18 protein-coding genes are annotated in these 24,248 nt (G+C 69.6%); 6 read left to right on the top strand and 12 right to left on the bottom strand.

Going from position 1 to position 24,248, the window contains the following annotated elements:
* Positions 1–334 precede the first annotated feature (334 nt).
* Complete coding sequence (locus ACFY3C_RS00795; RefSeq protein WP_390769172.1) at positions 335–2,677, top strand: alpha-L-fucosidase; 2,343 nt, start codon at positions 335–337, stop codon at positions 2,675–2,677.
* A 605-nt stretch (positions 2,678–3,282) separates the two neighbouring features.
* Positions 3,283–4,389, top strand: coding sequence for a ricin-type beta-trefoil lectin domain protein (locus ACFY3C_RS00800; RefSeq protein ID WP_390769173.1), 1,107 nt, complete (start codon positions 3,283–3,285; stop codon positions 4,387–4,389).
* 477 nt (positions 4,390–4,866) lie between these two features.
* On the opposite strand, the gene ACFY3C_RS00805 is transcribed toward ACFY3C_RS00800, so the two are convergent.
* From ACFY3C_RS00805 to ACFY3C_RS00860, 12 genes are all read right to left on the bottom strand, one after another.
* Positions 4,867–5,589: a FadR/GntR family transcriptional regulator gene (locus tag ACFY3C_RS00805; RefSeq protein WP_386577956.1), complete on the bottom strand. Its 723-nt coding sequence runs from the start codon at positions 5,587–5,589 to the stop codon at positions 4,867–4,869.
* Complete coding sequence (locus ACFY3C_RS00810) at positions 5,580–6,593, bottom strand: aldo/keto reductase (RefSeq protein WP_390769174.1); 1,014 nt, start codon at positions 6,591–6,593, stop codon at positions 5,580–5,582. The genes ACFY3C_RS00805 and ACFY3C_RS00810 overlap by 10 nt, the downstream gene beginning before the upstream one ends.
* A 36-nt stretch (positions 6,594–6,629) precedes the next feature.
* Entirely contained in the window at positions 6,630–7,667 is a 1,038-nt protein-coding gene (locus ACFY3C_RS00815) for a sugar kinase (protein WP_386577954.1), read from the bottom strand.
* Positions 7,664–8,296 carry a bifunctional 4-hydroxy-2-oxoglutarate aldolase/2-dehydro-3-deoxy-phosphogluconate aldolase gene (locus ACFY3C_RS00820; protein WP_390769175.1) on the bottom strand — a complete coding sequence of 211 codons (633 nt, stop codon included), beginning with the start codon at positions 8,294–8,296 and terminating at the stop codon, positions 7,664–7,666. Before ACFY3C_RS00820 ends, ACFY3C_RS00815 begins: the two co-directional genes overlap by 4 nt.
* Positions 8,293–9,054, bottom strand: a complete 762-nt coding sequence (locus ACFY3C_RS00825) for an SDR family oxidoreductase (RefSeq protein WP_386577952.1) — start codon at positions 9,052–9,054, stop codon at positions 8,293–8,295. The genes ACFY3C_RS00820 and ACFY3C_RS00825 overlap by 4 nt, the downstream gene beginning before the upstream one ends.
* Positions 9,051–10,094 carry a zinc-binding dehydrogenase gene (locus tag ACFY3C_RS00830; RefSeq protein ID WP_390769176.1) on the bottom strand — a complete coding sequence of 348 codons (1,044 nt, stop codon included), beginning with the start codon at positions 10,092–10,094 and terminating at the stop codon, positions 9,051–9,053. Before ACFY3C_RS00830 ends, ACFY3C_RS00825 begins: the two co-directional genes overlap by 4 nt.
* Positions 10,091–10,528, bottom strand: coding sequence for an RbsD/FucU domain-containing protein (locus ACFY3C_RS00835; protein ID WP_386577949.1), 438 nt, complete (start codon positions 10,526–10,528; stop codon positions 10,091–10,093). The genes ACFY3C_RS00830 and ACFY3C_RS00835 overlap by 4 nt, the downstream gene beginning before the upstream one ends.
* Positions 10,519–11,418: an amidohydrolase family protein gene (locus ACFY3C_RS00840; protein ID WP_386577948.1), complete on the bottom strand. Its 900-nt coding sequence runs from the start codon at positions 11,416–11,418 to the stop codon at positions 10,519–10,521. The genes ACFY3C_RS00835 and ACFY3C_RS00840 overlap by 10 nt, the downstream gene beginning before the upstream one ends.
* Positions 11,411–12,745, bottom strand: a complete 1,335-nt coding sequence (locus tag ACFY3C_RS00845; RefSeq protein WP_390769177.1) for an enolase C-terminal domain-like protein — start codon at positions 12,743–12,745, stop codon at positions 11,411–11,413. Before ACFY3C_RS00845 ends, ACFY3C_RS00840 begins: the two co-directional genes overlap by 8 nt.
* Before the next feature lie 95 nt (positions 12,746–12,840).
* Positions 12,841–13,884: an ABC transporter permease gene (locus ACFY3C_RS00850; protein WP_386577946.1), complete on the bottom strand. Its 1,044-nt coding sequence runs from the start codon at positions 13,882–13,884 to the stop codon at positions 12,841–12,843.
* Complete coding sequence (locus tag ACFY3C_RS00855) at positions 13,877–15,439, bottom strand: sugar ABC transporter ATP-binding protein (protein WP_390769178.1); 1,563 nt, start codon at positions 15,437–15,439, stop codon at positions 13,877–13,879. Before ACFY3C_RS00855 ends, ACFY3C_RS00850 begins: the two co-directional genes overlap by 8 nt.
* A gap of 43 nt (positions 15,440–15,482) precedes the next feature.
* Positions 15,483–16,547 carry a sugar ABC transporter substrate-binding protein gene (locus tag ACFY3C_RS00860; RefSeq protein ID WP_390769179.1) on the bottom strand — a complete coding sequence of 355 codons (1,065 nt, stop codon included), beginning with the start codon at positions 16,545–16,547 and terminating at the stop codon, positions 15,483–15,485.
* Between the two features lie 433 nt (positions 16,548–16,980).
* On the opposite strand from ACFY3C_RS00860, the gene ACFY3C_RS00865 reads away from it, so the two are divergent.
* From ACFY3C_RS00865 to ACFY3C_RS00880, 4 genes are all read left to right on the top strand, one after another.
* The gene (locus tag ACFY3C_RS00865; protein WP_390769180.1) at positions 16,981–19,212 is read left to right on the top strand and encodes an alpha-L-fucosidase; all 2,232 of its coding nucleotides are present in this window, start codon (positions 16,981–16,983) and stop codon (positions 19,210–19,212) included.
* A gap of 130 nt (positions 19,213–19,342) precedes the next feature.
* A complete protein-coding gene (locus ACFY3C_RS00870; RefSeq protein ID WP_390769181.1) occupies positions 19,343–22,231 on the top strand; it encodes an RICIN domain-containing protein in 2,889 nt (962 codons plus the stop codon).
* 369 nt (positions 22,232–22,600) lie between these two features.
* Entirely contained in the window at positions 22,601–23,548 is a 948-nt protein-coding gene (locus ACFY3C_RS00875; protein WP_390769182.1) for an expansin EXLX1 family cellulose-binding protein, read from the top strand.
* Positions 23,549–23,706: 158 nt separating this feature from the next.
* The gene (locus ACFY3C_RS00880; protein WP_390769183.1) at positions 23,707–24,201 is read left to right on the top strand and encodes a MarR family winged helix-turn-helix transcriptional regulator; all 495 of its coding nucleotides are present in this window, start codon (positions 23,707–23,709) and stop codon (positions 24,199–24,201) included.
* Positions 24,202–24,248: the final 47 nt, after the last annotated feature.

Here is a 24,248-nt window from a genome sequence, read left to right on the forward strand (position 1 = left end):
CCGCTCCCGGCGACAGGCTTCTTGTTGTTGAAATCTGTTCGGATCCGTCGCAGGACGGTAAGCACCAGGCATGTCCTCGTCAAGAGCTACCGCACGGTAAATACATCCCATGTCAAGAGTCGACGATCCAGAGAGCGGTGGCGTAAAAGCCCTGTTCCATCAGCCAGTTGCGTCTGGGTACTGGACAACAGCCTGTTCAGTACTCGCTAATACATCCAATGTTCCTGTTGCGTCGCGGCATGGGGTCCATCACCGGAACACCCCTCCACCCGCTCGCTTTGAACCTGAACCGGCACACCGCCCGCGCTGTTCTGTGAACAGTCAGGAGAGAACCTTGCCCGAACCGATCAGTCGCCGCAGAGTGCTGACCGGCATGGCCGCCCTGACGGTTGCCGCAGCCGTCTCGCCGACGCTGGCGCCCCCCGCCCACGCCGCCTCCTCCCCACCGCCGCTGCCCCTCCTCCCCCTGCGAGTCCCCCAGCCGGACCTGGGCATCGAGCAGCAGTCCGACGAGAAGATCCAGTGGCTGCAGGACGCAAAGCTCGGCATGTTCATCCACTGGGGGGTCTACTCCGGCCCGGCCAAGGGCGAGTGGTACATGGAGAACGCCGCCATCACGCCGGAGAACTACCGGAAGTACCTTACTGACGCCACCAGCGAACAGTTCACCGCCACTGCTTACAACCCCGCCGCCTGGGCGCAGCTGGCCAAGGACATGGGCGCCAAGTACACGGTCCTCACGGCCCGCCACCACGAGGGGTTCGCGTTGTGGCCGTCCACCCACCCGAGCGCCTGGCACAGCGGACAGGCGCCCCTGCAGCGCGACTTCATCAGCCAGTACGTCACCGCCGTGCGCGACGCCGGGTTGCGGGTGGGCCTGTACTACTCACCGTTGAGCTGGCGCTACCCCGGCTATTACGACGTCCGCGGCACCAACTGCCTCCCGAACGCGTGGGGTTACGTCACCGATCCCGCGCACAAGGAGAACGCGCGGATCATGAAGAACGAGGTGTACCAGCAGGTCAAGGAGCTGGTCACCCAGTACGGCAAGATCGACGACCTGTGGTGGGACGGCGGCTGGCTCGGCCAGCAGGGTACCGACGCGGACGCCGCCTTCTTCTGGGAGCCCGGCAAGTTCCGCGACCCCTCCAACGAGTGGCCGGTGGACTCCGCCTACAGCGAGACCGACTCCGCCACCGGCAAGCCGTTGGGGCTGACCGGCCTGGCGCGCAAGCACCAGCCCGACATCGTCACTACTCTGCGCTCCGGCTGGATCGGCGATTTCACCAGCGAGGAAGGCGGTTCCGTGCCGACCGGCGCGATGCGCACCGGCAAGCTGGCGGAGAAGTGCTTCACCATCGGCGGCGCCTGGGGCTACAAGGCCGGCACACCCGTGATGAGCTTCGGCAACATCATGAACATCCTGGTCAACTCCTGGGTGCGCAACATGACCGTCCTCCTCAACGTCGGCCCCGACCGCACCGGCGTGGTCCCCGCCGACCAGGCCGCAGCGGTGCGCAGAGTCGGCTCCTTCCTGTCCACCTGCGGCCAGGCCGTCTACGGCACGCGCGGCGGACCCTGGGAACCGGTCGACGGCCAGTACGGGTTCACGTACAAGGACAACACCTTCTACGTCCACCTGCTGCCCGGCTACAGCGGCACCTCCTTCACCACCCCGTCCACTGGAGACGCCAAGGTCACCCGCGTCTTCGAGGTCGCCACGGGTACCGACCTGTCGTACACCGTCGGCTCGGACGGCAGGGTGACGATCACCGGCGTCAACCGCACCCGCATCCCCGAGGACAGCGTCGTCGAGGTCACGCTGGACCGCTCCGTGCAGCCGGCCGACATCGCCGTCGGCAAGACGGCCACGGCCGGCAGCGAGGAGACCTCCAAGGGCAACACCGCGGCCAAGGCCGTCGACGGCTCCACCGCCACCCGCTGGTGCGCGAGCAACGGCGACACGGGGCAGTGGCTGAAGGTGGACCTGGGGTCGGTGAGGTCGCTGACCGGAACACGTATCGCCTGGGAGTCCCCGTCCACGAACTACCGCTACCGGATCGAGGGTTCCACTGACAGCGCCGGCTGGACCACCCTGGCCGACCTGACCGCCACCACCAGCACCAGTCAGGTGCAGGTCTCGGTCTTCCGCGCTCAGGCACGGTATGTGCGGGTGACGGTCACCGGGCTGCCCTCGGGTGTCTGGGCGTCGATCCGCAGCCTGGAGGTCTACGACCGGCCCTTCAGCGCGGACGTCGGCACCGTCCGGCTGGTGAACCGCAAGAGCGGCAAGGTGCTGGACGTCAGCGGCGCCTCGACCGCCGACGGGGGCACCGTCATCCAGTGGCCGTGGAGCGGCGGTACCAACCAGCAGTGGAAGCTGCTGCCCAACACCGACGGCTCCTACCGGCTGTCCAACGTCCGCAGCGGCAAGGTCCTGCAAAGCCCGGGCGGCTCGGCCCAGGGCGACGGACTGAGCCAGTGGACCGACGACGGCGGCGACAACCAGTCGTGGAAGCTGATGCCCTCCCAGACCAGCGGCTACCACCAGCTCGTCAACGTCCGCAACGGTTGGTGCGCCGACGTCAAGGACGCCTCCACCGCAGACGGCGCTTCGGTCATCCAGTGGCCCGCCACCGGCGGCTCCAATCAGGACTGGCAGATCCTCGCACTGTGACGACGCCCGGCGGGGGTCGTGCCGCGTGACGGCGCGGTCCCCGCCCTACCTCTCCTCCGGCCGCCTGGAGTCCGTACGGGACAAGGCGCCGGCTGGGGACCGCTCCGGCGTGCAGTCGACGTTCACCTCCGGCTGGAGGCTGCGGTCGGGTTCGTTGTCCGTGGCAGCACGCCGCCCTCGTTCCTCCATCCACACAGCACGGCGCTGCGTCGCCCATCACTGGCGCTGCTGTACGGCGGGGACAGTGCGACAGGGTCGAACACCAGCAACCAGACATAGGATGTTAACGGGCCGACAACAGAGGGAGGGAGGGGCGAACAGGCCGGAGGAGCAGCACACTTTGGCGGAAACTGACGGTCCCGCCCCGGATCACCAATGCCTGATTTCTGACATTCATGGGATGTTCCAGCCAGGATCGTGGTATCTATACGGGTGCGCTTGTGAGGCCGGTTCGCCGCTCAGAGCGCAAGAGGCTCCCCGTCCACGCCGTTCCGCCAGCACGTCGGGCGGCCGCCGACGCCGAAGGGAAGGCGCTGCGGCCGAGTTACTGACACGAACGGCGATCAGGCCCGCTGTCAGCAATCACTCGCAGAAGAGGACGCTGCATGAGAAAGCCTTGGGCTCTACCCGTGATCACGCTTGTCGCCGCCGCGCTCGGGGTGACAGCGGCAGGTGTGACCCCTGCCGCCGCCGCCTCGAACACGCCCTTGCGGATCATGCCGTTGGGCGACTCGATAACCTGGGGTGTGGGAAGCAGTACGGGCAACGGCTACCGGGGACCGTTGTGGGACAAGCTCGCGGCGGAGGGCCATCCGCTCGACTTCGTCGGCACGTTGCGGGGCGGTTCGATGTCCGACCCCTACAACGAAGGCCACTCCGGATACAAGATCCATCAGATCGCCGCACTCACCGACGCCTCGCTGACCCGCTACCGGCCCAACGTCGTGACGCTGCATATCGGTACCAACGACCTCAACGAGAGCTACCAGGTCTCCACGGCCACCGCCCGGCTGAGGTCGCTGGTCGACCAGATCACCGCCGCCGCCCCCGACGCAACCGTCCTCGTGGCCTCCCTGGTCGTGTCCACCAGCGGCTCGGAGGAGCAGTACCGGGCCGCGTACAACCAGGCCATCCCCCAGATCGTGAGGGACGAACAGGCCGCGGGCAAGCACGTCGCACACGTCGACATGAGCAGCCTGACCACGGCCGACCTGGCCGACACCCTGCATCCCAACGACTCCGGCTACCAGAAGATGGCCGACGCCTTCCACCGCGGCGTCCAGGCCGCGGACAGCGCGGGGTGGTTGAGGAATCCCGCCCCCGCCCCCGCACGCGTGCAGTCCGGCATCGCCGGCAAGTGCCTGGATGTCAACGGCGCCAACACCGCCGACGGGACGGCCGTCCAGACGTGGAGCTGCGGCGACGGCGCCAACCAGTTCTGGTCCGCCTACACCGACGGCACCCTGCGCTCGATGGGCAAGTGCCTCGACGCCGCCGGCGGGGGCACCGCCAACGGCACCAAGGTACAGATCTGGTCCTGCCACGGCGGCGCCAACCAGGTCTGGCAGCCGTACAACGGCGGCTACCGCAACCCCGCCTCCGGCCGCTGCCTGGACGTTCCGGGTTTCTCCACGACCGACGGCACGCAACTCCACCTGTGGGACTGCAACGGCGGCTCCAACCAGAAGTGGACCACTGTGACCGCCGGCTGACCCCCGCTCCCGGGACCTCGGCCCTTTCCGAGCTCCGGTCCCGGGAGAACATCGGTGGCGGGCATCGCCGGGTGCGGCGCCGGCCGTGGCCTGAACCCGCCGGCGTGTACGGGGAGCCGGTGTTCTCTTGCACGTACGAGGCCCGTCACCATCACCGCCGCCAACGTGCACGACTCCGCCGCCGCCCGCATGCGAGTTCTGGCGGACCTCGCCGACGTTACCGGCACGGACCGGTACGCGGCCCTGGCACGGCGATTCCTCGACCGGTCCCTGCTGCGTCCGTTGCGCGAGCACCCAACATGCTCAAGTTGAGGCGCGCGCTGTCCCTCGAAAGCCCCGACGTCGAGGTGCGCGACCACTACGAGCGTGCGACAGGCAATCAGATTCTCTCGTCCCTGCATCCGACACCGAAGGACGACACCGTACGGACAGAGTGAGCGCAGGCGAACGAGGGCATGGGCAGGCGGCGCCCGCCCGTCACTTCCCCGCTGTCGTCCCGAAGGGGAGCGCTTCGCCCGAGCGCAGGTGCTCCCTCAGCCACTGCTCGGTGTTGCTCACGTGCAGCAGTGCGGCGGCCTGGCTGAGGGTGGCGTCACGGGTGGACAGGGCGTTGAAGATCGCCTCGTGCTCGGCGAGGGTGCGGCCCGCGGCCTTGTCGTCGACCAGACCGCGCCAGATGCGGGCACGCAGGGTGCGGCCGGAGATCCCTTCCAGGAGGGTGAGGAGGGTCTCGTTGCCCGTGGCCGAGACGACGGCGCGGTGGAAGGCGGCGTCGTGGGCGTTGAGCCGTTCGACGTCGTCGCGGGCCTCGCGCATGGCGTCCAGGTGCCGCTTCACCTCGGCCAGTTGCTCATCAGAGATCCGCGTGGCGGCAAGGGCCGTGGCCATGGGTTCGAGGAGCCGCCGTACCTCCATGAGGTCCTGCAGGGCGACCGAGTCGCCCTGCAGCAGCTCCACCGCGCCGCCGAGCCCCTCCAGCAGCAGGCTCGGCTGCAGGCTGGTCACATACGTGCCGTCGCCCCGCCGGACCTCCAGGACCCGCGCGACTGCCAGCGCCTTGACCGCTTCACGGGCGAGGTTGCGGGACAGGCCCAGCTGAGCGGCCAGATCCGGCTCCGGTGGGAGCTTCGAGCCCGGAGGCAGGGCACCGGTCCGGATCAGCTCACGGATCTGCTCGATGGCCTTGTCCGTCAGAGACACCGCACACCCCTCCCCCGACCGTGCTCCGTGAGCACGTCCGACCTGATCAGCCCCTGAGCTCGGAGATCGTCCCAGAGACCGTCGGGGACGTGCTGATCATGGAGTTCCACGTTTCGTACGACCTGTTCCGGATTCCGCATGCCGAGGGTGATGTTGATGATACTGGGATGCGTGTGCGGGAAGGCGATCGCGGCGGCGGGCAGGCTGGTCCCGTGCGCCGCGCAGACCTCGGCGATCGCCCGGGCACGGGCGACCAGAGCCGGCGGGGCGTCCTGGTAGTCGTACTTCATACCCTCGGCGGGCCGGTCACGGGAGAGCAGTCCCGAGTTGAACACGCCCACCGCCACCACGCTCTTGCCGAGGTCCCGCGCGGCGGGCAGGACGTCGTCCAGCGCCGACTGGTCCAGGAGTGTGTAGCGCCCGGCGAGCATCACCACGTCGGCGGCGGTCTCACGCAGGAAGCGGGCCAGCATCGCCGACTGGTTCATGCCGGCGCCGATCGCGCCGATCACGCCCTGGTCGCGCAACTCCGCGAGCGTGGGCATGGCCTCCTCTGCCGCCTGCCGCCAGTGGTCGTCCGGATCGTGCAGGTAGACGATGTCCAGGCGGTCCAGGCCGGTGCGCTGCAGCGTGTCCTCGATGGAGCGGAGTACGCCGTCGCGGCTGAAGTCCCACTGCCGGCGCAGGTCGTCCCGTACGACGAAGCCCTCGGTGTCGACGCCACGTCGCTCCTCGTTGGGCACCAGCAGCCTGCCCACCTTGGAGGAGATGACGTATTCGTCCCGCGGGCGACCTTGCAGGGCGGCGCCCAGACGGCGCTCGGAGAGGCCGAGGCCGTAGTGCGGTGCGGTGTCGAAATACCGCAGGCCGGCCTCCCAGGCCACGTCGACGGCGGCGGTCGCGTCGTCGGCCGGGGTGACGCGGTAGAGGTTGCCGATCACAGATGACCCGAAGCCGAGCTCGGTGAGTGTGACGGACGTGTTCTGGATCTTCCGCTGGTGCAAGACATGCTCCTGGGATACGGGCGGTGGGGGCGCCGGTCAGCGTCTGACGTGGGGCGACCCGCCCGCGATGAGCGCCTCGACCTCGGCGAGCGAGGCCATGGAGACGTCTCCGGGCGTGGTCATGGTGAGCGCGCCGTGGGCGGTGCCGTAGGCCAGGGCGCGCTCCAGGCCGGTGCCCCTGAACAGTCCGTGGATCAGGCCGGCGGCGAAGGCGTCGCCGGAGCCGATGCGGTCCAGGACCTGCAGGCCGGGCATCCGAGGGCCGGTGACGAAGCCGGTTTCGGCGGACCAGGCGGCCGAGGACCAGTCGTTGACGCCGGCCGAGGGCACGTCGCGCAGGGTCGTTGCCAGCACTTTCGCCTCGGGCAGCAGGCCGGCCACCTCGGCGAGCGCGTCCTGCACCTCGTCGGCCCCGACGCGCGCCTGTCCCGGGTACGTCCCGGCCAGGCCCAGTGCGCCCACCACGACGTCGGCGTACCGGGCGAGCCGCTGGTCGACCTCGCGGGCCGCGTCAGCGCCGCCCCGGCCGGCCCAGAGACTGGGGCGGTGGTTGGGGTCGTAGGAGACGGTGACGCCGTGGCGGCGGGCCGCGGCCATGGCCTCGTCCGCGACGTCCACCGTGGTGTCGGACAGGCCGGCGAAGATGCCGCCGGTGTGGAACCAGCGCACCCCGGCCGAGAACATGGTGTCCCAGTCGACATCCCCTTTGCGCAGCTGGGAAACGGCGGTGTGAGCGCGGTCGCTGACGCCCAGCGCGCCGCGGATCCCGTAGCCGCGTTCGACGAAGTTCAAGCCGTTGCGGGCGGTGCGGCCGATGCCGTCGTCCGGCACCCAGCGGATCAGCGAGGTGTCGACGCCGCCCTGGAGGATCAGGTCCTCGACCAGCCGGCCCACCGCGTTGTCGGCGAGAGCGGTCACGACGGCGGTGCGCAGACCGAAGCAGCGGCGCAGTCCGCGTACCACGTTGTACTCGCCGCCGCCCTCCCAGACCTGGAAGGAGCGGGCGGTGCGGATCCGTCCCTCACCCGGGTCGAAGCGCAGCATCACCTCACCGAGGGCCACCACGTCGATCACGTCGTGCTCCTCTCCACCGCGTCGGCCGTCAGTCGGCGGATGTCCTCGTAGTCGCCCTTGTCCAGATGGGCGACGGTGGCCATCCAACTGCCGCCCACGGCGAGGACCGCCGGGTCGGCGAGGTAGGCGGCCATGCGGGAGGCGTCGATCCCGCCGGTCGGTACGAAGCGCGTCCCGGGGAAGGGCGCCGCGAGCGCCCGCAGCGTCCGCAGGCCGCCGAGCGGCTCGGCGGGGAACAGCTTGACGGTGTCGACACCGGCCCGCAGGGCGCGCATCAACTCGGTGGCGGTGGCGATGCCGGGCACCACGGGTACCCCCAGCTCGCGGCACCTGGCGACGACCTCCTCGTCGAAGCCGGGCGATACCACGAAGCGGGCCCCGGCCGCCACGGCCCGCTCCGCCTGCTCGGGCGTGAGGACCGTGCCGGCGCCTACGGTGAGCCCCCCATGGGCGGCCATCGTCTTGAGCACCTGCTCGGCGCCGGGGGTGCGGAAGGTGACCTCGGCGCACCGGGCGCCGCCCGCCGCGAGCGCGTCGGCCAGCGGGCCGGCGGTCGCCGCAGACGGCACGGTCAGCACCGGCACGACGCGGGCCCCATCCAGTGCGGAGGCCAGGTCGGTGCCGGTCATCGGCCGAGCCATCCGCCGTCGACGGGCAGGACGACGCCGTGCACGTACGCGGCGGCGTCCGAAGCGAGGAACACCGTGGCGCCCGCCAGGTCGTCGGCGTCGCCCCAGCGGCCGGCCGGGATCCGGTCCAGGATCGCCCTGCTGCGCACCGGGTCGTCCCGCAGGGCCTGGGTGTTGTCGGTGGCGATGTAGCCGGGCGCGATGGCGTTGACGTTCACCCCGCGTGGGGCCCATTCGTTGGCCAGCGCCTTGGTCAGTCCGGCGATGCCGTGCTTGGCGGCGGTGTAGCCGGGGACCGTGATGCCGCCCTGGAAACTGAGCAGAGAGGCGGTGAAGATGACCTTCCCCTGGCCTCGGGCCACCATCGTCGCGCCGACCGTCCGGGTCAGCGCGAACTGCGCGTTGAGGTTGACCTGGAGCACCAACTCCCAGTCCGCGTCGGCGTGTTCGGCCGCCGGAGCGCGGCGGATCGTGCCCGCGTTGTTGACCAGGATGTCCACCGGCCGCTCGCGCCCGGCCAGGTCCGCGCCCAGGGCTCGTACGGCTTCCGGGTCGGCGAAGTCGGTCCGGATCGCCTCGAAGGAGCGGGCGGCGGCGAGGACGTCCTTCTCGACCGCGCTGCCGGACTCCTCCAGCGCGGCGCTGACGCCGATGACGTCCGCGCCGGCCTCGGCTAGCGCGCGAGCCATGGCCCGGCCGATGCCGCGCCGGGCCCCGGTGACGACGGCGAGCTTTCCGGTGAGGTCGAAGGCGGTCATCCGGCCACTCCCTGAGCGTCGTCGGTGCAGTCCACGAGGATCTTCATCACGTCGCCGCCGCCCTCCAGGGCCTCGAAGGCGGCGGGCGCCTGCATGAGCGGGACGACCTTGCTGATCAGCCGCTCGGCCGGGATCGTGCCGTCCGCCACCAGGGCCACCGCGCGCTCGAAGTCGCCGCGGTCGTACAACCGGGCGCCCACCAGGGTCAGTTCGCGCCAGAAGAAGCGGTGCAGATTGACCTCGCGGGGGCGCGGGTGGATGGCGACAAGGCACAACCGGCCGCGCACCCCGAGGACCTCGACGGCCGTGTCCACGCCGGCCGCCGCGCCGGACACCTCGAAGGCGACGTCCGCTCCCGCCTCCCCGGTCCACTGCCGCACCAGCTCCGGCACGTCGTCGTCGGCCGGGTTCCACGCCGTCAGCCCCAACTCCTCGGCCAGCAGCCGACGGTGCGTGCTCAGCTCCACCACCCGGACCTCGGCGCCCGCGGCCCGTGCGACCAGCGCGATCAGGAGGCCGACCGGGCCGCCGCCGACCACGACGACCTTCTCGCCCTCGGCGACCTCGGCGCGGCCCACGTCGTGCACGGCGACCGCGGTCGGCTCGACGAGCGCGGCCCGGTCCAGGGCGAGCGACTCCGGCAGCCTGATCAGCGTCGAGGCGGGCACCGTCCAGCGCTGCTGCATCGCGCCCGGGGAGTCGATGCCGATGAAGTCCAGGTGCTGGCAGACGTGCCGGTGGCCGGCCTGGCAGGCCGGGCAGGTGTCGTCCCAGCGCAGCGGCATCACCGTGACCGCGTCACCGGGCTGCCAGCCCTCCACGCCCGGTCCGACCCGCACGATCCGGCCGGACATCTCATGTCCCAGAACGGCGGGCGCGGCGACCCGGGCGTCCATGTCGCCGTGGAAGATGTGCAGATCGGTACCGCAGATACCGACGTAGGCGGGGGCCACCTCCACCTCACCCGGACCGGGCTCGGGAGCATCGACGACCGCGGTGTCCAGGGTGCGGGCGGCCGTGTAACGGACGGCGAGAGTCATCGTGTCGTCAGGGTCCCTTCAGCGCGGACGCCGATGGTCAGCAGCAGGTTGGCGTAGGTGCGGGTGTCGGCGGTGACGATCGCCAGCGCCAGGTCGGGCGAGCGGGCGGCGCCGTAGAACTCGAAGCGGCCGAGCGTGTCGACCGGGACGGGCGCCAGCATCGAGCGGTACTCGGCGACGGCGGGCGGCTCCGGTTCGCCCTCGGGCGGCACCATGACGTGGGCCGCCTCGACGGGCAGGGCACGCAGCAGGACGTCGAGCACGGTGCTGACGTCGAGCAGGCCGGGGGCCAGGTTGAGGTGGACGGTCCTGGCGCGCTCGCCGGTGGCGGTGCTCGCGGGGTAGTGGCCGTCGGCGAGCAGGACGCGGGCGCCGTGGCCGGCTCCGGCCAGGGATTCGAGGATCCCGGGGTGCAGCAGTTCCGTCAGGAGCACGGTGTCCCCTCCTTCGTGGGGGCGGTCAGGCGGTAGAAGGCGGTCGCGGTGCCGGCGAGCACCGCGTGGATCTCGGTGCCGGAGCAGCCGTCCAGGAGCACCTCGACGGTGGCGCCCCAGCGGTTCCAGCCACCCGCGAGGTTCACGACCGGCCAGTCGGAGCCGAACATCAGCCGGTCGGGACCGAAGGCGGAGAGCAGGACGTCCCACACCGGACGGATGTCGTCGATGGTCCACTTCTCGTGGTCGGCCTCGGTGACGAGACCCGACACCTTGCAGCGGACCTGGGGATGCCTGGCCAGCATCCGCAACTGCTGTGCCCAGTCGGTCAGTTCCCGCCGCGCGAGCGGCGGCTTGCCGGCATGGTCCAGGACGAGGGGCAGCTCGGGGAGCCGTTCCGCGAGGCGGACTGCCTGCGGGAGCTGGTGGCTGCGGATCAGCACGTCGTAACCGAGCCCGCGCTCCCCGACCGTTCGCAGCCCCCTTTCCACGTCCGGCCTCCCGAGCCAGTGCGGGTCGGACTCGCCCTGCACGACGTGCCGCACGGCCCGCAGGTACCGGCCCGCGGGCCCGGTCCGCAGGTCGTCGAGTACGTCGCCGATCGCGGGGGACGTCAGGTCCGCCCAGCCGACCACGGCACCGATCAGCGGGTCGCTGTCGGCCAGGGCGAGGAGGTCGCGGGTCTCGGGCACGGACGCGACGCACTGGACGACCACTGTGCTCGTCAGTCGCCGTCCGGCGATCGGCCGGGTCGCGGCCGAGCGCAAGGCGTGCGAGCTGAAGTTCCGGCGGATCAGCTCGTGCCCGGGCTCGTCCAGCCAGGGCTGCGGCCGGACGTCCAGGTCCCACACGTGGTGGTGGGCGTCGACAAGGGCCTGGGCGTCAGACACGAGCGGTCCAGACGGGGCCGTCGGGGTAGGCGTACTCCTTGAGGGACTCGGCGTGCATCTGCGCGCTAAGCCCGGGTAGCGTGGGCGCCAGGTAGTGGCCGTCGACGATGCGCACCCGGTCGACGAAGTGCTCGTGCAGGTGGTCGACGTACTCGATGACCCGGTCCTCGGTCGTGCCGGAGACGGCGACGTAGTCGAACATCGACAGGTGCTGCACCATCTCGCACAGGCCGACGCCTCCCGCGTGCGGGCAGACCGGGACGCCGAACTTCGCGGCGAGCAGCAGGATCGCGATGTTCTCGTTGACGCCGCCGACCCGTGCGGAGTCGATCTGCACGATGTCGACCGCGCCGGCCTGGAGGAGCTGCTTGAAGACGACCCGGTTGGCGATGTGCTCGCCGGTGGCGACCTTGATGGGGCAGACGGCCTTGCGGACAGCGGCGTGGCCGAGGATGTCGTCCGGTGATGTGGGCTCTTCGATCCAGTACGGGTGGTAGGGGGCCAGGGCGCGCATCCAGTCGATCGCGGCCTGGACGTCCCATCTCTGGTTGGCGTCGACGGCGATGCGGATGGATTCGCCGACTGTCTCGCGTGCGGTGCGCATGCGCCGAATGTCGTCCGCCAGGTCCGCGCCGACCTTCAGCTTGATCTGGGTGAAGCCGTCGGTGACGGCCTCGCGGGCGAGGCGGGCCAGCTTCTCGTCGGAGTAGCCGAGCCAGCCGGGGGTGGTGGTGTAGGCGGGGTAGCCGTGGTCGAGCAGGCGGCCGATGCGCTGTTCGCGGCCTGGCTCGGCGCGGCGCAGGATCTCCAGGGCCTCCTCGGGGGTGAGGGCGTCGCTGAGCCAGCGGAAGTCGACCTGGGCGACCAGGTCTTCGGGCGACATCTCGCCGAGGAAGCGCCACACGGGCTTGCCTGCCCGCTTGGCGGCGAGGTCCCAGGCGGCGTTGACGACCGCGCCGGTGGCCATGTGGATGGCACCCTTCTCCGGGCCCAGCCAGCGCAGTTGCGGGTCGTGAACGAGCGAACGGGAGAACGCGCCGAGGTCGGCGCAGACTTCATCGACCGACAGGCCCACCACGTGCGGGGCGAGAGCGGCGATGGCGGCGGCCTGGACGTCATTGCCGCGGCCGGTGGTGAAGGCCAGGGCGTGGCCCTCCAGGCCGTCGCCGACGTCGGTGCGCAGGACGACGTAGGCGGCGGAGTAGTCGGGTTCGGGGTTCATCGCGTCCGACCCGTCCAGGTGCTCGGACGTCGGGAAACGCACGTCCAGCACGTCCAGGGCGGTGATACGGGCAGAGGCCGGTGAAGCGGACAGGGCGGATGACATGGCGGCAACTCCTGTGAGGTGCAGGGGTGATACGGCCCCTTGCGACGAGAGACGGGGCGGCGGAGGGTGTCGGGCGGCCGGGACGGCCGCCGGGTTCACTCCTGGACCTTGCCGCCCGTGATGCGCGAGATGGTCAGTGCGACCAGGATGATCAGGCCGTTGAGGGCGCCGATCCACTGGGCAGGGACGCCGGCGAGTGTGAGCACGTTCTGGATCATGAAGAGCAGCAGGATGCCGCTGAACGCCCCGAACATGGTGCCCTTGCCGCCGTTCAGGCTGATCCCGCCGATGACGGCGGCGGCGAAGACGGTGAAGATGTAGCCGTTGCCCTGCGCCGAGGCGACGGAGGCCAGGCGTCCGGAGAGCATCAGTCCGGCGAGGGCGGCGAGCACGCTGCCGGTGACGATGACGATCCACAGCACCCGGTCGGTGCGGATGCCGGCTGCCTTCGCCGCGTCGACGTTGCCGCCGATGGCGTACAGCGAGCGGCCGAAGCTGGTCCAGCCGAGCACCACGATCGCGACGGCGAACAGCACCAGGCAGATCCAGATGGACGCGGGCATCCCGAACCATTCGGCGGTGCCGAGGTAGAGCATCGACTCCGGCAGCTGGAAGAAGGTCTGGCCGCCGGAGATGCCGGTGAGGACGCCGCGCAGGACGATCAGCATGCCGAGGGTGACGATGAAGCCGTTGAGGCCGAAGCGGATGATCAGCAGGGCGTTGATCACGCCGACGAGCGCGCCCACGGCCAGGGTGACGGGAATGGACCACGCGCCGGGGAGCAGTCCGAGTCCGTGGCCCGCACCGACCGGCACGACCAGCCAGGCCGCGACGCCGGGCGCGAGGCCCATGGTGGACTCGAGCGACAGGTCCATCTTCCTGACGATCAGGATCATCGTCTGGGCGAGGACCAGCAGGGCCATCTCGGACATGGTCTGCAGGACGTTGATGAGGTTGTCGGCCTGCAGGAAGACCGGGTTGACGATCTGTCCGACGATCGCGATGACCACGATGGCCGGGACGAGCGCGAGGTCGCGCAGCCGGGCCAGGGGTATCCGGCCGCCGAGCAGCACGGTCCGCCTGGGCGCCGGCTCCGTGCCCTTGGCGGCGGCGGTGTCCGCGAGGACGGTTTCAGGCATCGAGGTCCACTCCTTCCATCGCGGCCACGAGGTCGTGGTCGTGCCAGCCGCGGGCGATCGCTGAGGTCACACGGCCCTGGAACATCACCAGGACCCGGTCGCACATGCGCAGGTCGTCGAGTTCGTCGGAGGCGATGAGCACTCCGGTGCCGGTGGCCGCGGTCTCCTCGACCTTTCCGAGGAGGAACTCCTTGGAGCGCACGTCCACGCCCGCGGTCGGGTTGATCAGGACCAGCAGCCGGGGGTCGTCGGCGAGGGCGCGGGCCATGACGACCTTCTGCTGGTTGCCTCCGGACAGAGCGGAGACGGGCAGTTCGGGACCGGGAGTCTTGATCGCGAGGTTCCCGATCAGGCCCTCGGCGAGCCGGTCCCGGCGGCTGCGGCTGAGGAACCCGTTGGGGCCGAGCCTGCGGGAAACGGACAGGGTGGCGTTGTCCGCGATCGACATGTCGGGAACGAAGCCCTGGTGGTGCCGGTCCTGGGGGACGAACCCTGTGCCCGCGGCGAGCGCCGCGGGCACGCTGCCCGGCCGGGGCCGCCTCCCGGCGATCTCCACCTCGCCCGCCGCTGCCGCCCGAAGTCCTACGACGGTCTCGGCGACCTCGGTACGACCGCTGCCGGCGGCCCCCGCGAGGCCGACGATCTCGCCGGCCCCGATCTGGAAGCTGACGTCGTCGTACGCGTCGCCCCGCAGAGCGCGAACGCTCAGTGCGGCCGTGGCACCGGGGTCGAGGACGCTCGTGCGTTCCTCGCGCCGGTCGGCCGCCGCCTCGCCGGTCATGGCTGCGACGAGGTCGGCACGGGGAAGGTCCGCGACCGGCGCGGTCACGATGTGCCGGGCGTCGCGGAACACCGTCACCATGTCGCAGATCTCGTAGATCTCTTGGAGATGGTGGCTGATGAACAGGAAGGTCACGCCCTGGCGTTGCAGGTCGCGGATGCGGCCGAACAGGCGGTTGATGGCCGCCCCGTCGAGTTGGGCGGTCGGTTCGTCGAGAATGATGAACCGGGCCCCGAAGGACAGCGCGCGGGCGATCTCGACGAACTGCCGCTGCTCGACGCTCAGATCACCGGCCGGGGTCTGCGGGTCGACGTCCACCGACCAGGCCGACAGCAGGTCCTGTGCGCGGCGACGGGTGGCCTGCCAGCTGATGAGCCGGTTGCGTCCGTGGTCGTGCCGGTTCAGGAAGAGGTTCTCGGCGACGGTCAGTGTGGGGATGATCGTCGACTTCTGGTAGACGCAGGCCACGCGCCGGCGCCAGGCGTCACGGTCGCTGAGCCGCGGGGCCGGCTCGCCGCCGAAGGACACCGTTCCCTCGTCGGGGGCCTGAAGGCCGGTGAGGACCGACACCAGGGTCGACTTGCCGGCTCCGTTGCGGCCGACCAGCGCGTGGGTCTCGCCGGGCCGGATGGTGATCCGGGCGCCGTTCAGGGCCACCGTGGGGCCGAATCGTTTGACTATGCCCGTCGCCTCGACGACGGGCGGGTCCGAGGGCGCCCGCCCGTCGTCCGCCGGGGCGGGCGCGGGGGTGACTGCTCGCTCCCCGTCGCTCATCTCAACCGCCTTGTTCTCGTGGGCCGTTGTTCCGGAAGACGAATCAGCCGAGGTTGTTGCCCCACAGCGACTTGTCGTCGCTCTTGACGCTGGGCACGCCGCCGTAGGTGCCGCCGTCGGCGGTGACGAGCGGGGCGGAGAGCTGGTCCTCGAGCACGCCGTCGCGGACCTGGATGATGGTGCTGTCGTGGTCGGTCTTGCCGGGTTTGAACGTCTTCCCGTCGATCGCGGCCTTGACGTAGTACAGGGCGTACTTGGCGTAGAGGTCGGCCGGCTGCGAGACCGTGGCGTCGATCTTGCCCGCGGCGATGGACTTGAGCTCCTCGGGGATGCCGTCGTTGGACACGACGAACACGTGCTTCTTGTCCTTCGGGCCCACCAACAGCCCCTTCTGCTTGAGAACTTGGAGCGTTCCGGACAGCGCGAAACTGGCCTCCATGTAGACGCCCTTGATGTCCGGGTGGGCCGTCAGATCGGTCTGCAGCTTCTGGGCGGCGACGGCGCCGTCCCAGTTGGTGGCCTCGCCGAACACCTTGATGTCCGGGTAGTTCTTCTTCATGCAGTCGTTGAACGCCTCGGTGCGGTCACGCCCGTTGATGGAGTCCAGACCGCCCTCCAGCATGACGACCTTGCCCTTGCCGCCGAGCTTCGTGCCCAGGTACTGGCAGGCCTTCTCGCCGTAGGCACGGTTGTCGGCGCGCACGACCATGAACACCTTGCCACTGTCGGGGCGGGTGTCGACGGTGACGACGGGGATCTTCTTCGCCTCCAGTTGCGCGAGGGTGGGCGCGATGGCGGCGGTGTCCTGCGGGGCCATGGCGATGCCCTCGACGCCCTGGCTGATGAACGTCTGTGCGTTGGCGGTGAGTTTGGCGACGTCGTTCTGCGAGTTGGTCGTCTTCAGGTCCAGGCCCAGCTCCTTGCCGTACTGGGGCGTGTACTTGATGTAGGAGTTCCAGAAGTCGGTGTCGGAGCGCGGGTAGTCGACGCCGACCAGCGGCGTGTCGCTCGACGACGCACCGCTGGTGGAGCCGCTGCCGCAGGCGCTGAGCAACGCCAGTGCGGACAGGGCGGAGACGGCTGAACAGAGGGCGGTTCTGACTCTCATCGATGCTTCCTCGCGCCGGTCCCGTAGCGGGAGATGTTTCGCCTCGACGACATCTGCGTATCGCCGTGCGGTAGAGATGGGATGTTTATAGGCGCGCCTCCGGCGCCCTGTCTACCCCGCGATCGAATGAGCACCAAGATTCCAGCTCACAACCCACCCGGGATTGATACGGGATGACACAAGGAGGCAAGATCCATCCCATCAATCCTTGCGTTTGGATGATCCGAATCGGCCATGAAGCCCTGACAGACATGCGATGTTTGGGCAGTCGCAAATCGCATCAGACAAGCCTCAAATAGAGCCAACTCCCTGGCCGTGCAGTGCTTTTCATCCCTGCACGCCGGTTGACATCCCAGGGAGACATGGCGGACCTTCATGCGTAACAAGCGGCGCCCTCCATCCCCCTGTCCCCTTCTGCACCAGGGATGTCTCCATGTCGAGTTCGATCAACAGACGCCACTTCCTCGCCGGAGCCGCCTGCGTCGCCGCGGCGGCCGTTGCCGGAGGTGTGTTCGGTGCCGGCATCGCCCAGGCGGCGCCCAGCACGTACACGCCCGACTGGAACTCGGTCGACCAGCATCCGCCGGCCCCGGAGTGGTTCCAGGACGCGAAGTTCGGGATCTACTTCCACTGGGGTGTCTTCAGCGTCCCCGCCTACGACAACGAGTGGTACCCGCGCAACATGTACCAGGCGGGCAGCAACGCCAACCAGCACCACATCGCGACCTACGGCCAGCCGTCGGCATGGCCGTACCACAACTTCATCAACGGGGCGCAGGACCTGGCGGGCAACTTCGTGAAGTTCGCGCCGAAGCTGAAGTCGGCGGGCGGGAAGTTCGACCCCGACGAGTGGGTGCAGTTGTTCGTCGACACCGGTGCCAGGTTCGCCGGCCCGGTCGCCGAGCACCATGACGGCTTCTCGATGTGGGACAGCCAGGTCAACGAGTGGAACTCGGTGAACAAGGGCCCGGGGCTGGATCTCCTGCGGCTCTTCTCCACGGCCATCCGTGCCAAGGGTCTCAAGCTGCTGGTGGCCATGCATCACGCGTACAACTTCAACGGCTTCTACGAGTTCGTCCCTGCCCAGACGGACCCCAGCCTGAAGAAGCTCTACGGGCAGTTGGGCTTTGCCGCGGAGAACCAGCTCTGGTTCGACAAGCTCAAGGAGGTCATCGACCGTACCCAACCCGACATCCTGTGGCAGGACTTCAGGATGGACGCCGTCGACGAGACACAGCGCCTGAACTTCCTGGCGTACTACTACAACCAGGCCAACAGCTGGGGCCGTGAGGTCGTCGCCACCTACAAGGACGGCATGAACGGCAAGGGCGAGGTCTTCGACTACGAGCGCGGCGGTCCGGGGGATCTGACCTCCCCGTACTGGCTGACCGACGACAGCATCTCCAGCAGCAGCTGGTGCTACACCCAGGGCATCGGCTACTACACCATCCAGCAGATGCTGCACTCGTTCATCGACCGGGTCAGCAAGAACGGCAACATGCTGCTGAACATCGCGCCGATGGCCGACGGCACCATCCCCCAGGCGCAGAAGGACATTTTGCTCGGTATCGGGGACCACCTGAAGCGCTTCGGTGAGTCGGTGTATTCGACCCGCGCCTGGACGGCGTACGGCGAGGGCCCGACGAAGATGGGCGGCGGTGCGTTCACCACCCCGCATGCCGGCACGCCGCAGGACATCCGCTTCACCCGCAACAAGGCCGACAACGTCCTGTACGCCACAGTCCTGGGCTGGCCCGGCAGTTCACTGACGATCAAGACCCTCAGCTCGGACCGGATCAACCTCTCGTCGCTGACCTCGGTGAAGCTCCTCGGCACCACCGCCGGCACCTACATCGACCTGGCCACACCGGCCCAGAACTCGTCCGGCCTGACGGTCACCCTGCCGTCCTCGGCCCCGTACAACGCCAACGCCTACGTCCTGAAGCTCGCCTTCTCCGGCACGATTCCGGGCCTGCGGCCGCTCGCCGGCGCCCTCGCCTCCACGGACGTCAACTACAGCGGCAACTCGGCCGTACTCACCGTCGGCGACTACACCACGGCCGACCTCACCTCGTCCGGGCTGGGCGCGGGCCGCATCTCCTCCCTCCGGCCGGCGCCCGGCTACCAGGTGATCGGCTACTCCGGAGACAACTTCACCGGCACCTCCTGGACCTTCACCGACGAAAACCCCGACCTACGGGTCACCGGCAACAACGACCAGATCGCCTCACTGAGGGTCCAGTTCAACCCGGCCACCTACTTCCGGCTCACCAACGCCACCAACGGACTCGCCCTCGACAGTGGCGGCGGCGTGGCCTCCGGGTCCAACCTCAAGCAGTGGACCTGGAACGGCAGCTCCAACCTGCAGTGGCAGGCCGAGGCGGTCGGAAGCGGCTACTACCGGCTGGTCAACCGGACGAACGGCATGGTCGCCGACGGCTGGGGCGCCACCTCCGACGGCTCTCCGGCCCGACAGGCCCCGTGGAACGGCGGCACCAACCAGCAGTGGAAGATCACCCACCGGGGCGGCGACCGCTACTCGATCGCCAACCGCACCACCGGCCTGGTCCTCGACGGCGGCGGCAACGTCGACTCGGGCTCCGTCACCAAGCAGTGGACGTACGGCAGCAGCACCAACCTCCTGTGGTCCTTCACGGCCGTCTGATCCCTTTTCCCCGGACCCCGCCGCCCGGATTCCGTTCCAAGTCGACTGGGCGGCGGTGGGTCACCACGACGGCGGGTCACCGCTCCACTCCCCCGGCACCACACACCGCCGACCGGACAAAGGAGTTCCCTTGACGGCCAGCCCTATCGACCGCAGACGGTTCCTCACCGCAGCCGCACTGACCGCGGGAGCCGCGGCCCTGCCCGGCGGCCCGCTCTCGGGCAGGGCGGTGGCGGCCGTCCCCCCGCAGATCACACTCCCCGAGCGCGGCATCCACGACACGTCCCCGGCCTCCTCCTGGACCGACGGCTTCCTCACCGGCAACGGCGAATACGGGGCCGTGCTGTACGGCGCTCCCGCCCTGGAGAAGGTGGTTTTCAACCATCACCGGCTGGTGCTGCCGAACGGCACCCGTGACGTGACCCCGCCGGTGATCTCCGGCCGTCTGGAAGGCGCACGCGACAAAGCACTCGCGGGTGACTACGCGGGGGCCAACCGGGACTTCGCCGCAGGCTGGTCGCTGCGTTGGACACAGGCCTACCACCCCGCCTACGAACTGCACATCGACACGCCCGGCATGACCACGGTCAACAACTACGGACGGGTCACCGACTTCCGTACCGGCGAGGCGAGTTCGAGCTGGACGGACCAGTCCGGCACCTGGACCCGGCGGGCGTTCGCCTCCCGGGCCGACAAAGTGATCGTCCATGAGCTGACACCCGCTCCCGGCCGTACCGTCGACACGACGCTGAGCGCCTACACCGCACTCACCGGGCTGCCCGGCAGCCTGAGCTTCACCACGCGTGCCACCGTCACAGGCGGCTCCGGCTACCTGAATCTGCGCGGCACCTACCCCTCGGGGCAGGGCGCCTTCGGCTACGAGGGCGTCACCCGCGTCGTCACCTCGGGTACCGGCTCCACAGTCACCGTCAACGGCGCCACGATCGTGGTGGCCAAGGCGGCCAAGGTGCTGCTGCTGACGAAGCTGGGCCGCTACGAGTCGTCCACGGGCTGGGACTCCGAGCCGCTGCACACGCAACTGGCCGCGCTCGGCACCGACTACGCCGCGCTGCTTGCGCGGCACACCGCCCTGCACACCACTCTCTACGACCGTTCCCACCTTGACCTGAACGTGCCGGCTGCCGACCGCCAGCTCTCCGTCAGTGAACTGATCACCCGCCAGAACGCCGACCGCACAGTCATCGACACGGCGCTGCTGGAACGGCTCTACGACTCCGGCCGCTACCTCTTCCTCAGCTCCAGCGGCATCCTGCCACCCCGCCTCACCGGCATCTGGGCCGGATCCTGGGGCGCCGCCTGGGCCGACGACTTCACCACCGACGCCAACGTCAACCTCCAGGTCGCGGGCGGCAACATCCTCGACCTGACCGAGGCCATGCAGGGCTACTTCGACCTGATCCTGGGCCAGCTGAACGACTGGCGCACCAACGCGAAGAACCTCTACGGAGCCCGCGGCTTCCTCGCCCCTTCCCGCACCGACGGCGAGTACGGCCACATGCTCCACTTCAACAACGGCAACTTCCCCGGCCACTGCTGGACCGGCGGCGCGGACTGGCTGCTCCACCCGCTCCTGGAGTACTACGAGGTCACCGGCGACCATGCGTTCCTGCGCGACAAACTCGGCCCCGCGCTGATGGAACTGGCCCTGTTCTACGAGGACTTCCTCACCCGCACCAACGCGGCCGGCAAGGCGGTCTTCGTACCGTCCTTCTCCATGGAGAACGCCCCCCGCAACACCGGCGTGTACCTCTCGATCAACGCCACCGGCGACATCATGGCCGGCAAGCATGCCCTCCAGGCCGCCGTCGACGCGGCCAACACCCTCGGCGTCGAACAAGGCGGCGGCCAGGGCGTCGCCCGCTGGACGGCGCTGCTGAAGAAGTTCCCGGACTACCGCGTCAACAGCGACAACGCACTGGCCGAATGGTCCTGGCCGAGCCTCACCGACAACTACAACCACCGGCATGTCCAGCACCTGTACGGTGCCTGGCCGCTGCATGAGATCAACCCCGAGAACGAACCTTCCCTGGTCCGCCCGGCACAGCGGGCCCTTGAGCTGCGCGGCGACCAGAACGTCTCCGCACACGGCAGCCTGCACCGGGCACTGGCTTGGGCCCGGCTGAAGGACGGCGGACAGGTCTACGGCAACCTGAGGAAGATCCTCGGCAACAACATGATCTTCAAGTCGCTGATGACCTCCCACAACCCGAACCTCGACATCTACAACGCCGACGCCGCGAACGCCATCCCCGGCGTGCTGGCCGAGGCCCTGATCTACAGCCGGCCCGGAGTGCTGGAGATCCTCCCCGCGCTGCCCGACCAACTGCCGAAGGGCACGATCACCGGGGTCCGGACCCGAGGCCGGATCCGGATCCACAGCTTCGCCTGGGACCTTGACGCCCGCACAGCCACCCTGTCCGTCACCTCCGCCGTCAACCAGGACGTCACGCTGATCAGCCGCCGCGGCATGACCTCCTTGGCCACGACCGCGCCCGTCGCGCTCTCCTCCCTCGGCACCCACGCCAGGAAGATCTCACTGACCGCCGGGCAGCGCACCGACATCACCGTCTCCCTGCTCAGCGGCTTCTTCCGGCTCGAAAACCGACGCAGCGGCAAGGTGCTCGACGTCACCAGCGGCAGTACCGCCGACGGCGCCACCCTCATCCAGTGGGGCTGGTCCGGCAGCGAGAACCAGCAGTGGCGGCTCCAGCCCGACGCCGACGGTTCCTTCCGCCTCGTCTCCCGCCACAGCGGCAAGGTCGTCGACAGCCCCGGGGGCTCCGGACAGGGTGCCCAGCTCATCCAGTGGCCGGACGGCAACAGCGACAACCAGCACTGGAGAGTCGTCGACGCAGGCGGCGGATACGTCCGGCTCGTCAACGTCCGCAACGGCTTGTGCGCGGATGTGGAGGGCGGATCGGCGGACAGCGGCGCGAAGGTGATCCAGTGGCCTGTCGGTGACGGAACCAACCAGCAGTGGCGACTGGTCGCCCTCTGACCGTCGCCGCTCTACGGTCGGCCCAGCACCGTACCCATGGTTCTGAGCACCAGGCCGTGATCACGTGTCAGCTGGGGCCGCAGTGACAGCCCGCCGCCGGGGCCCGCGCACCGGAGGGCCGGAAACGCGCTGACGTCCCGGCGGTCGACGAGACCGCCGGCCAGCATCGCGGCGGATCTCCGGCCCGCCGTACGCGCTCCGGCGCACATCCCACAGCGCCTCTCCCCCGGGAAGTGAGCGCGGCATCCTGCGCCGGGCGGGGCACGGCGACCGCTCCTCGTCGACAAGACGAAAAAACGTCGGCAACCTTTGCGCTTCCTGTGGCCACTGAACAGTGCATCGTCGACTCGACCATCCGAACGGACAGGCATGAAGACAGCAAGGCAGGCCGCGCGGCAGCGCAGGCGCAGACACAGGCTGATGGTGGGCACCACGGTGGCGCTGGCCGCCGCGGGGGTCGTCGCCGCCCTGGTCATGGCGTTGCTCCCCGACCGCGGGACCGATGGGGCGTCGGTCGCGGTCGCACCCGCCGCCGGCACCCCGGCGAGGGCCACGCCCCCGACAGGCACCCCGAGTCCCACGGGCACCCCGACCGCGACGGGCTCGCCGACGCCGAAGGCTTCCGCAAACACCCGGTCGAAACGACCGTCGGCCGCGTCCACCCCGCGGGCCGCGCGAACGAGGTCGACCACGGCATCGTCGGCAGGGCGGATACGGCCCGGGACCACCTACCCAGGGGTCGCCACCGCCTACGAAGCCGGCGACGGAGACGGCGCCTGTGGCTTCGGCCCGAGCGACGACATGATGATCGCGGCGATGAACACCACCGACTACGAGACGTCCAGGGCGTGCGGCGCGTACGTCCGCGTCCGCGCGGCGAACGGCGCCTCCATCACGGTACGGATCACCAACGAGTGCCCCCTGCCCTGCGCACCCGGGCAACTCGACCTCAGCCAACAGGCCTTCGCCAAACTCGCCGACCTCAAGGTCGGCCGGATACCGATCACCTGGAGCCTGGTCAGCCCGAGCACGTCCCAGACGGTGTCCATCAGGTACAAGACCGGGTCCAACCCCTACTGGTGCGGCATCCAGGCGATCGGCCATCGCAATCCGGTGGCGAGGCTGGAGGTCCACACCGGGAGCGGCTGGCGGCAGTTGCCCCGCACCTCCTACAACTACTTCATATCCGCCGACGGCAGTGGGTGCGGCAGCACGATCAGAATCACGGACATCTACGGGGAACGGCTGACCGTCAGCGGGATCGCCCTGCGGCCGAACGTCGTCCAACCGACCCGGGTCCAGTTCGCCCGGCACTGATCGCGCCGCCCGGGCGCGCATCTCCTCTCACCGGACGTCGGGGCGGCGACTGCCGATTCAGTCGGCTGTTCGTCAGGAACCGCTCCGACCCGTGGCAGTACCGGATACGGCGAGAACGGAAAGCAGGACGAGCGCACCTGCCGGGCCGAGTTCGGCCCATGCCGCTCTCAGCGGGCCCGCGCCAACTGGACACCGGGACACTCGCCCTCTTCGTCGGCCATGCCGCCGCCCTGCTGGTTCAGGAGCAGTTGCCCCAGCAGGGCTTCGGCGACCTGCGTTTCTCGCACGGCCACGTCTTCCGGCACCTGATCGACGATGAGCCCACGGTTGGCGAGCCGGCCGCGCACTTGGCCATGAACCAGCACGGAGCCTCCGAGGCCGTGGCCGAACTCGAACGCCTCGGTTACTGCGAGCACGTGCCCGATGCTGCCGACGCCCGGATCCCCCGCGTCCGACTGACCTCTCGCAGCCAGGACGCCGTGGTCGCGGCGCGGCGCGCCCGCACCGCTCTGGATCAGCGACTGGCCGACCGCCTCGGCGTCGCCGAGCAGTACTCCGACGCAAACGGCGCCAGCGCCATCGCCGGCGACCCCGGCGCCTACGTCATCGCGACCTGCACTCGCTCAAGGCCGAGGAGCAGATGTCGGACGTGAAGCCGACTCGTGGCTATGAAGGCCGAGTATCGAAGCGCATCGACAGC

Origin of the sequence: Streptomyces sp. NPDC001410, assembly GCF_042895235.1 — a bacterium.
GTDB lineage: Bacteria > Actinomycetota > Actinomycetes > Streptomycetales > Streptomycetaceae > Streptomyces.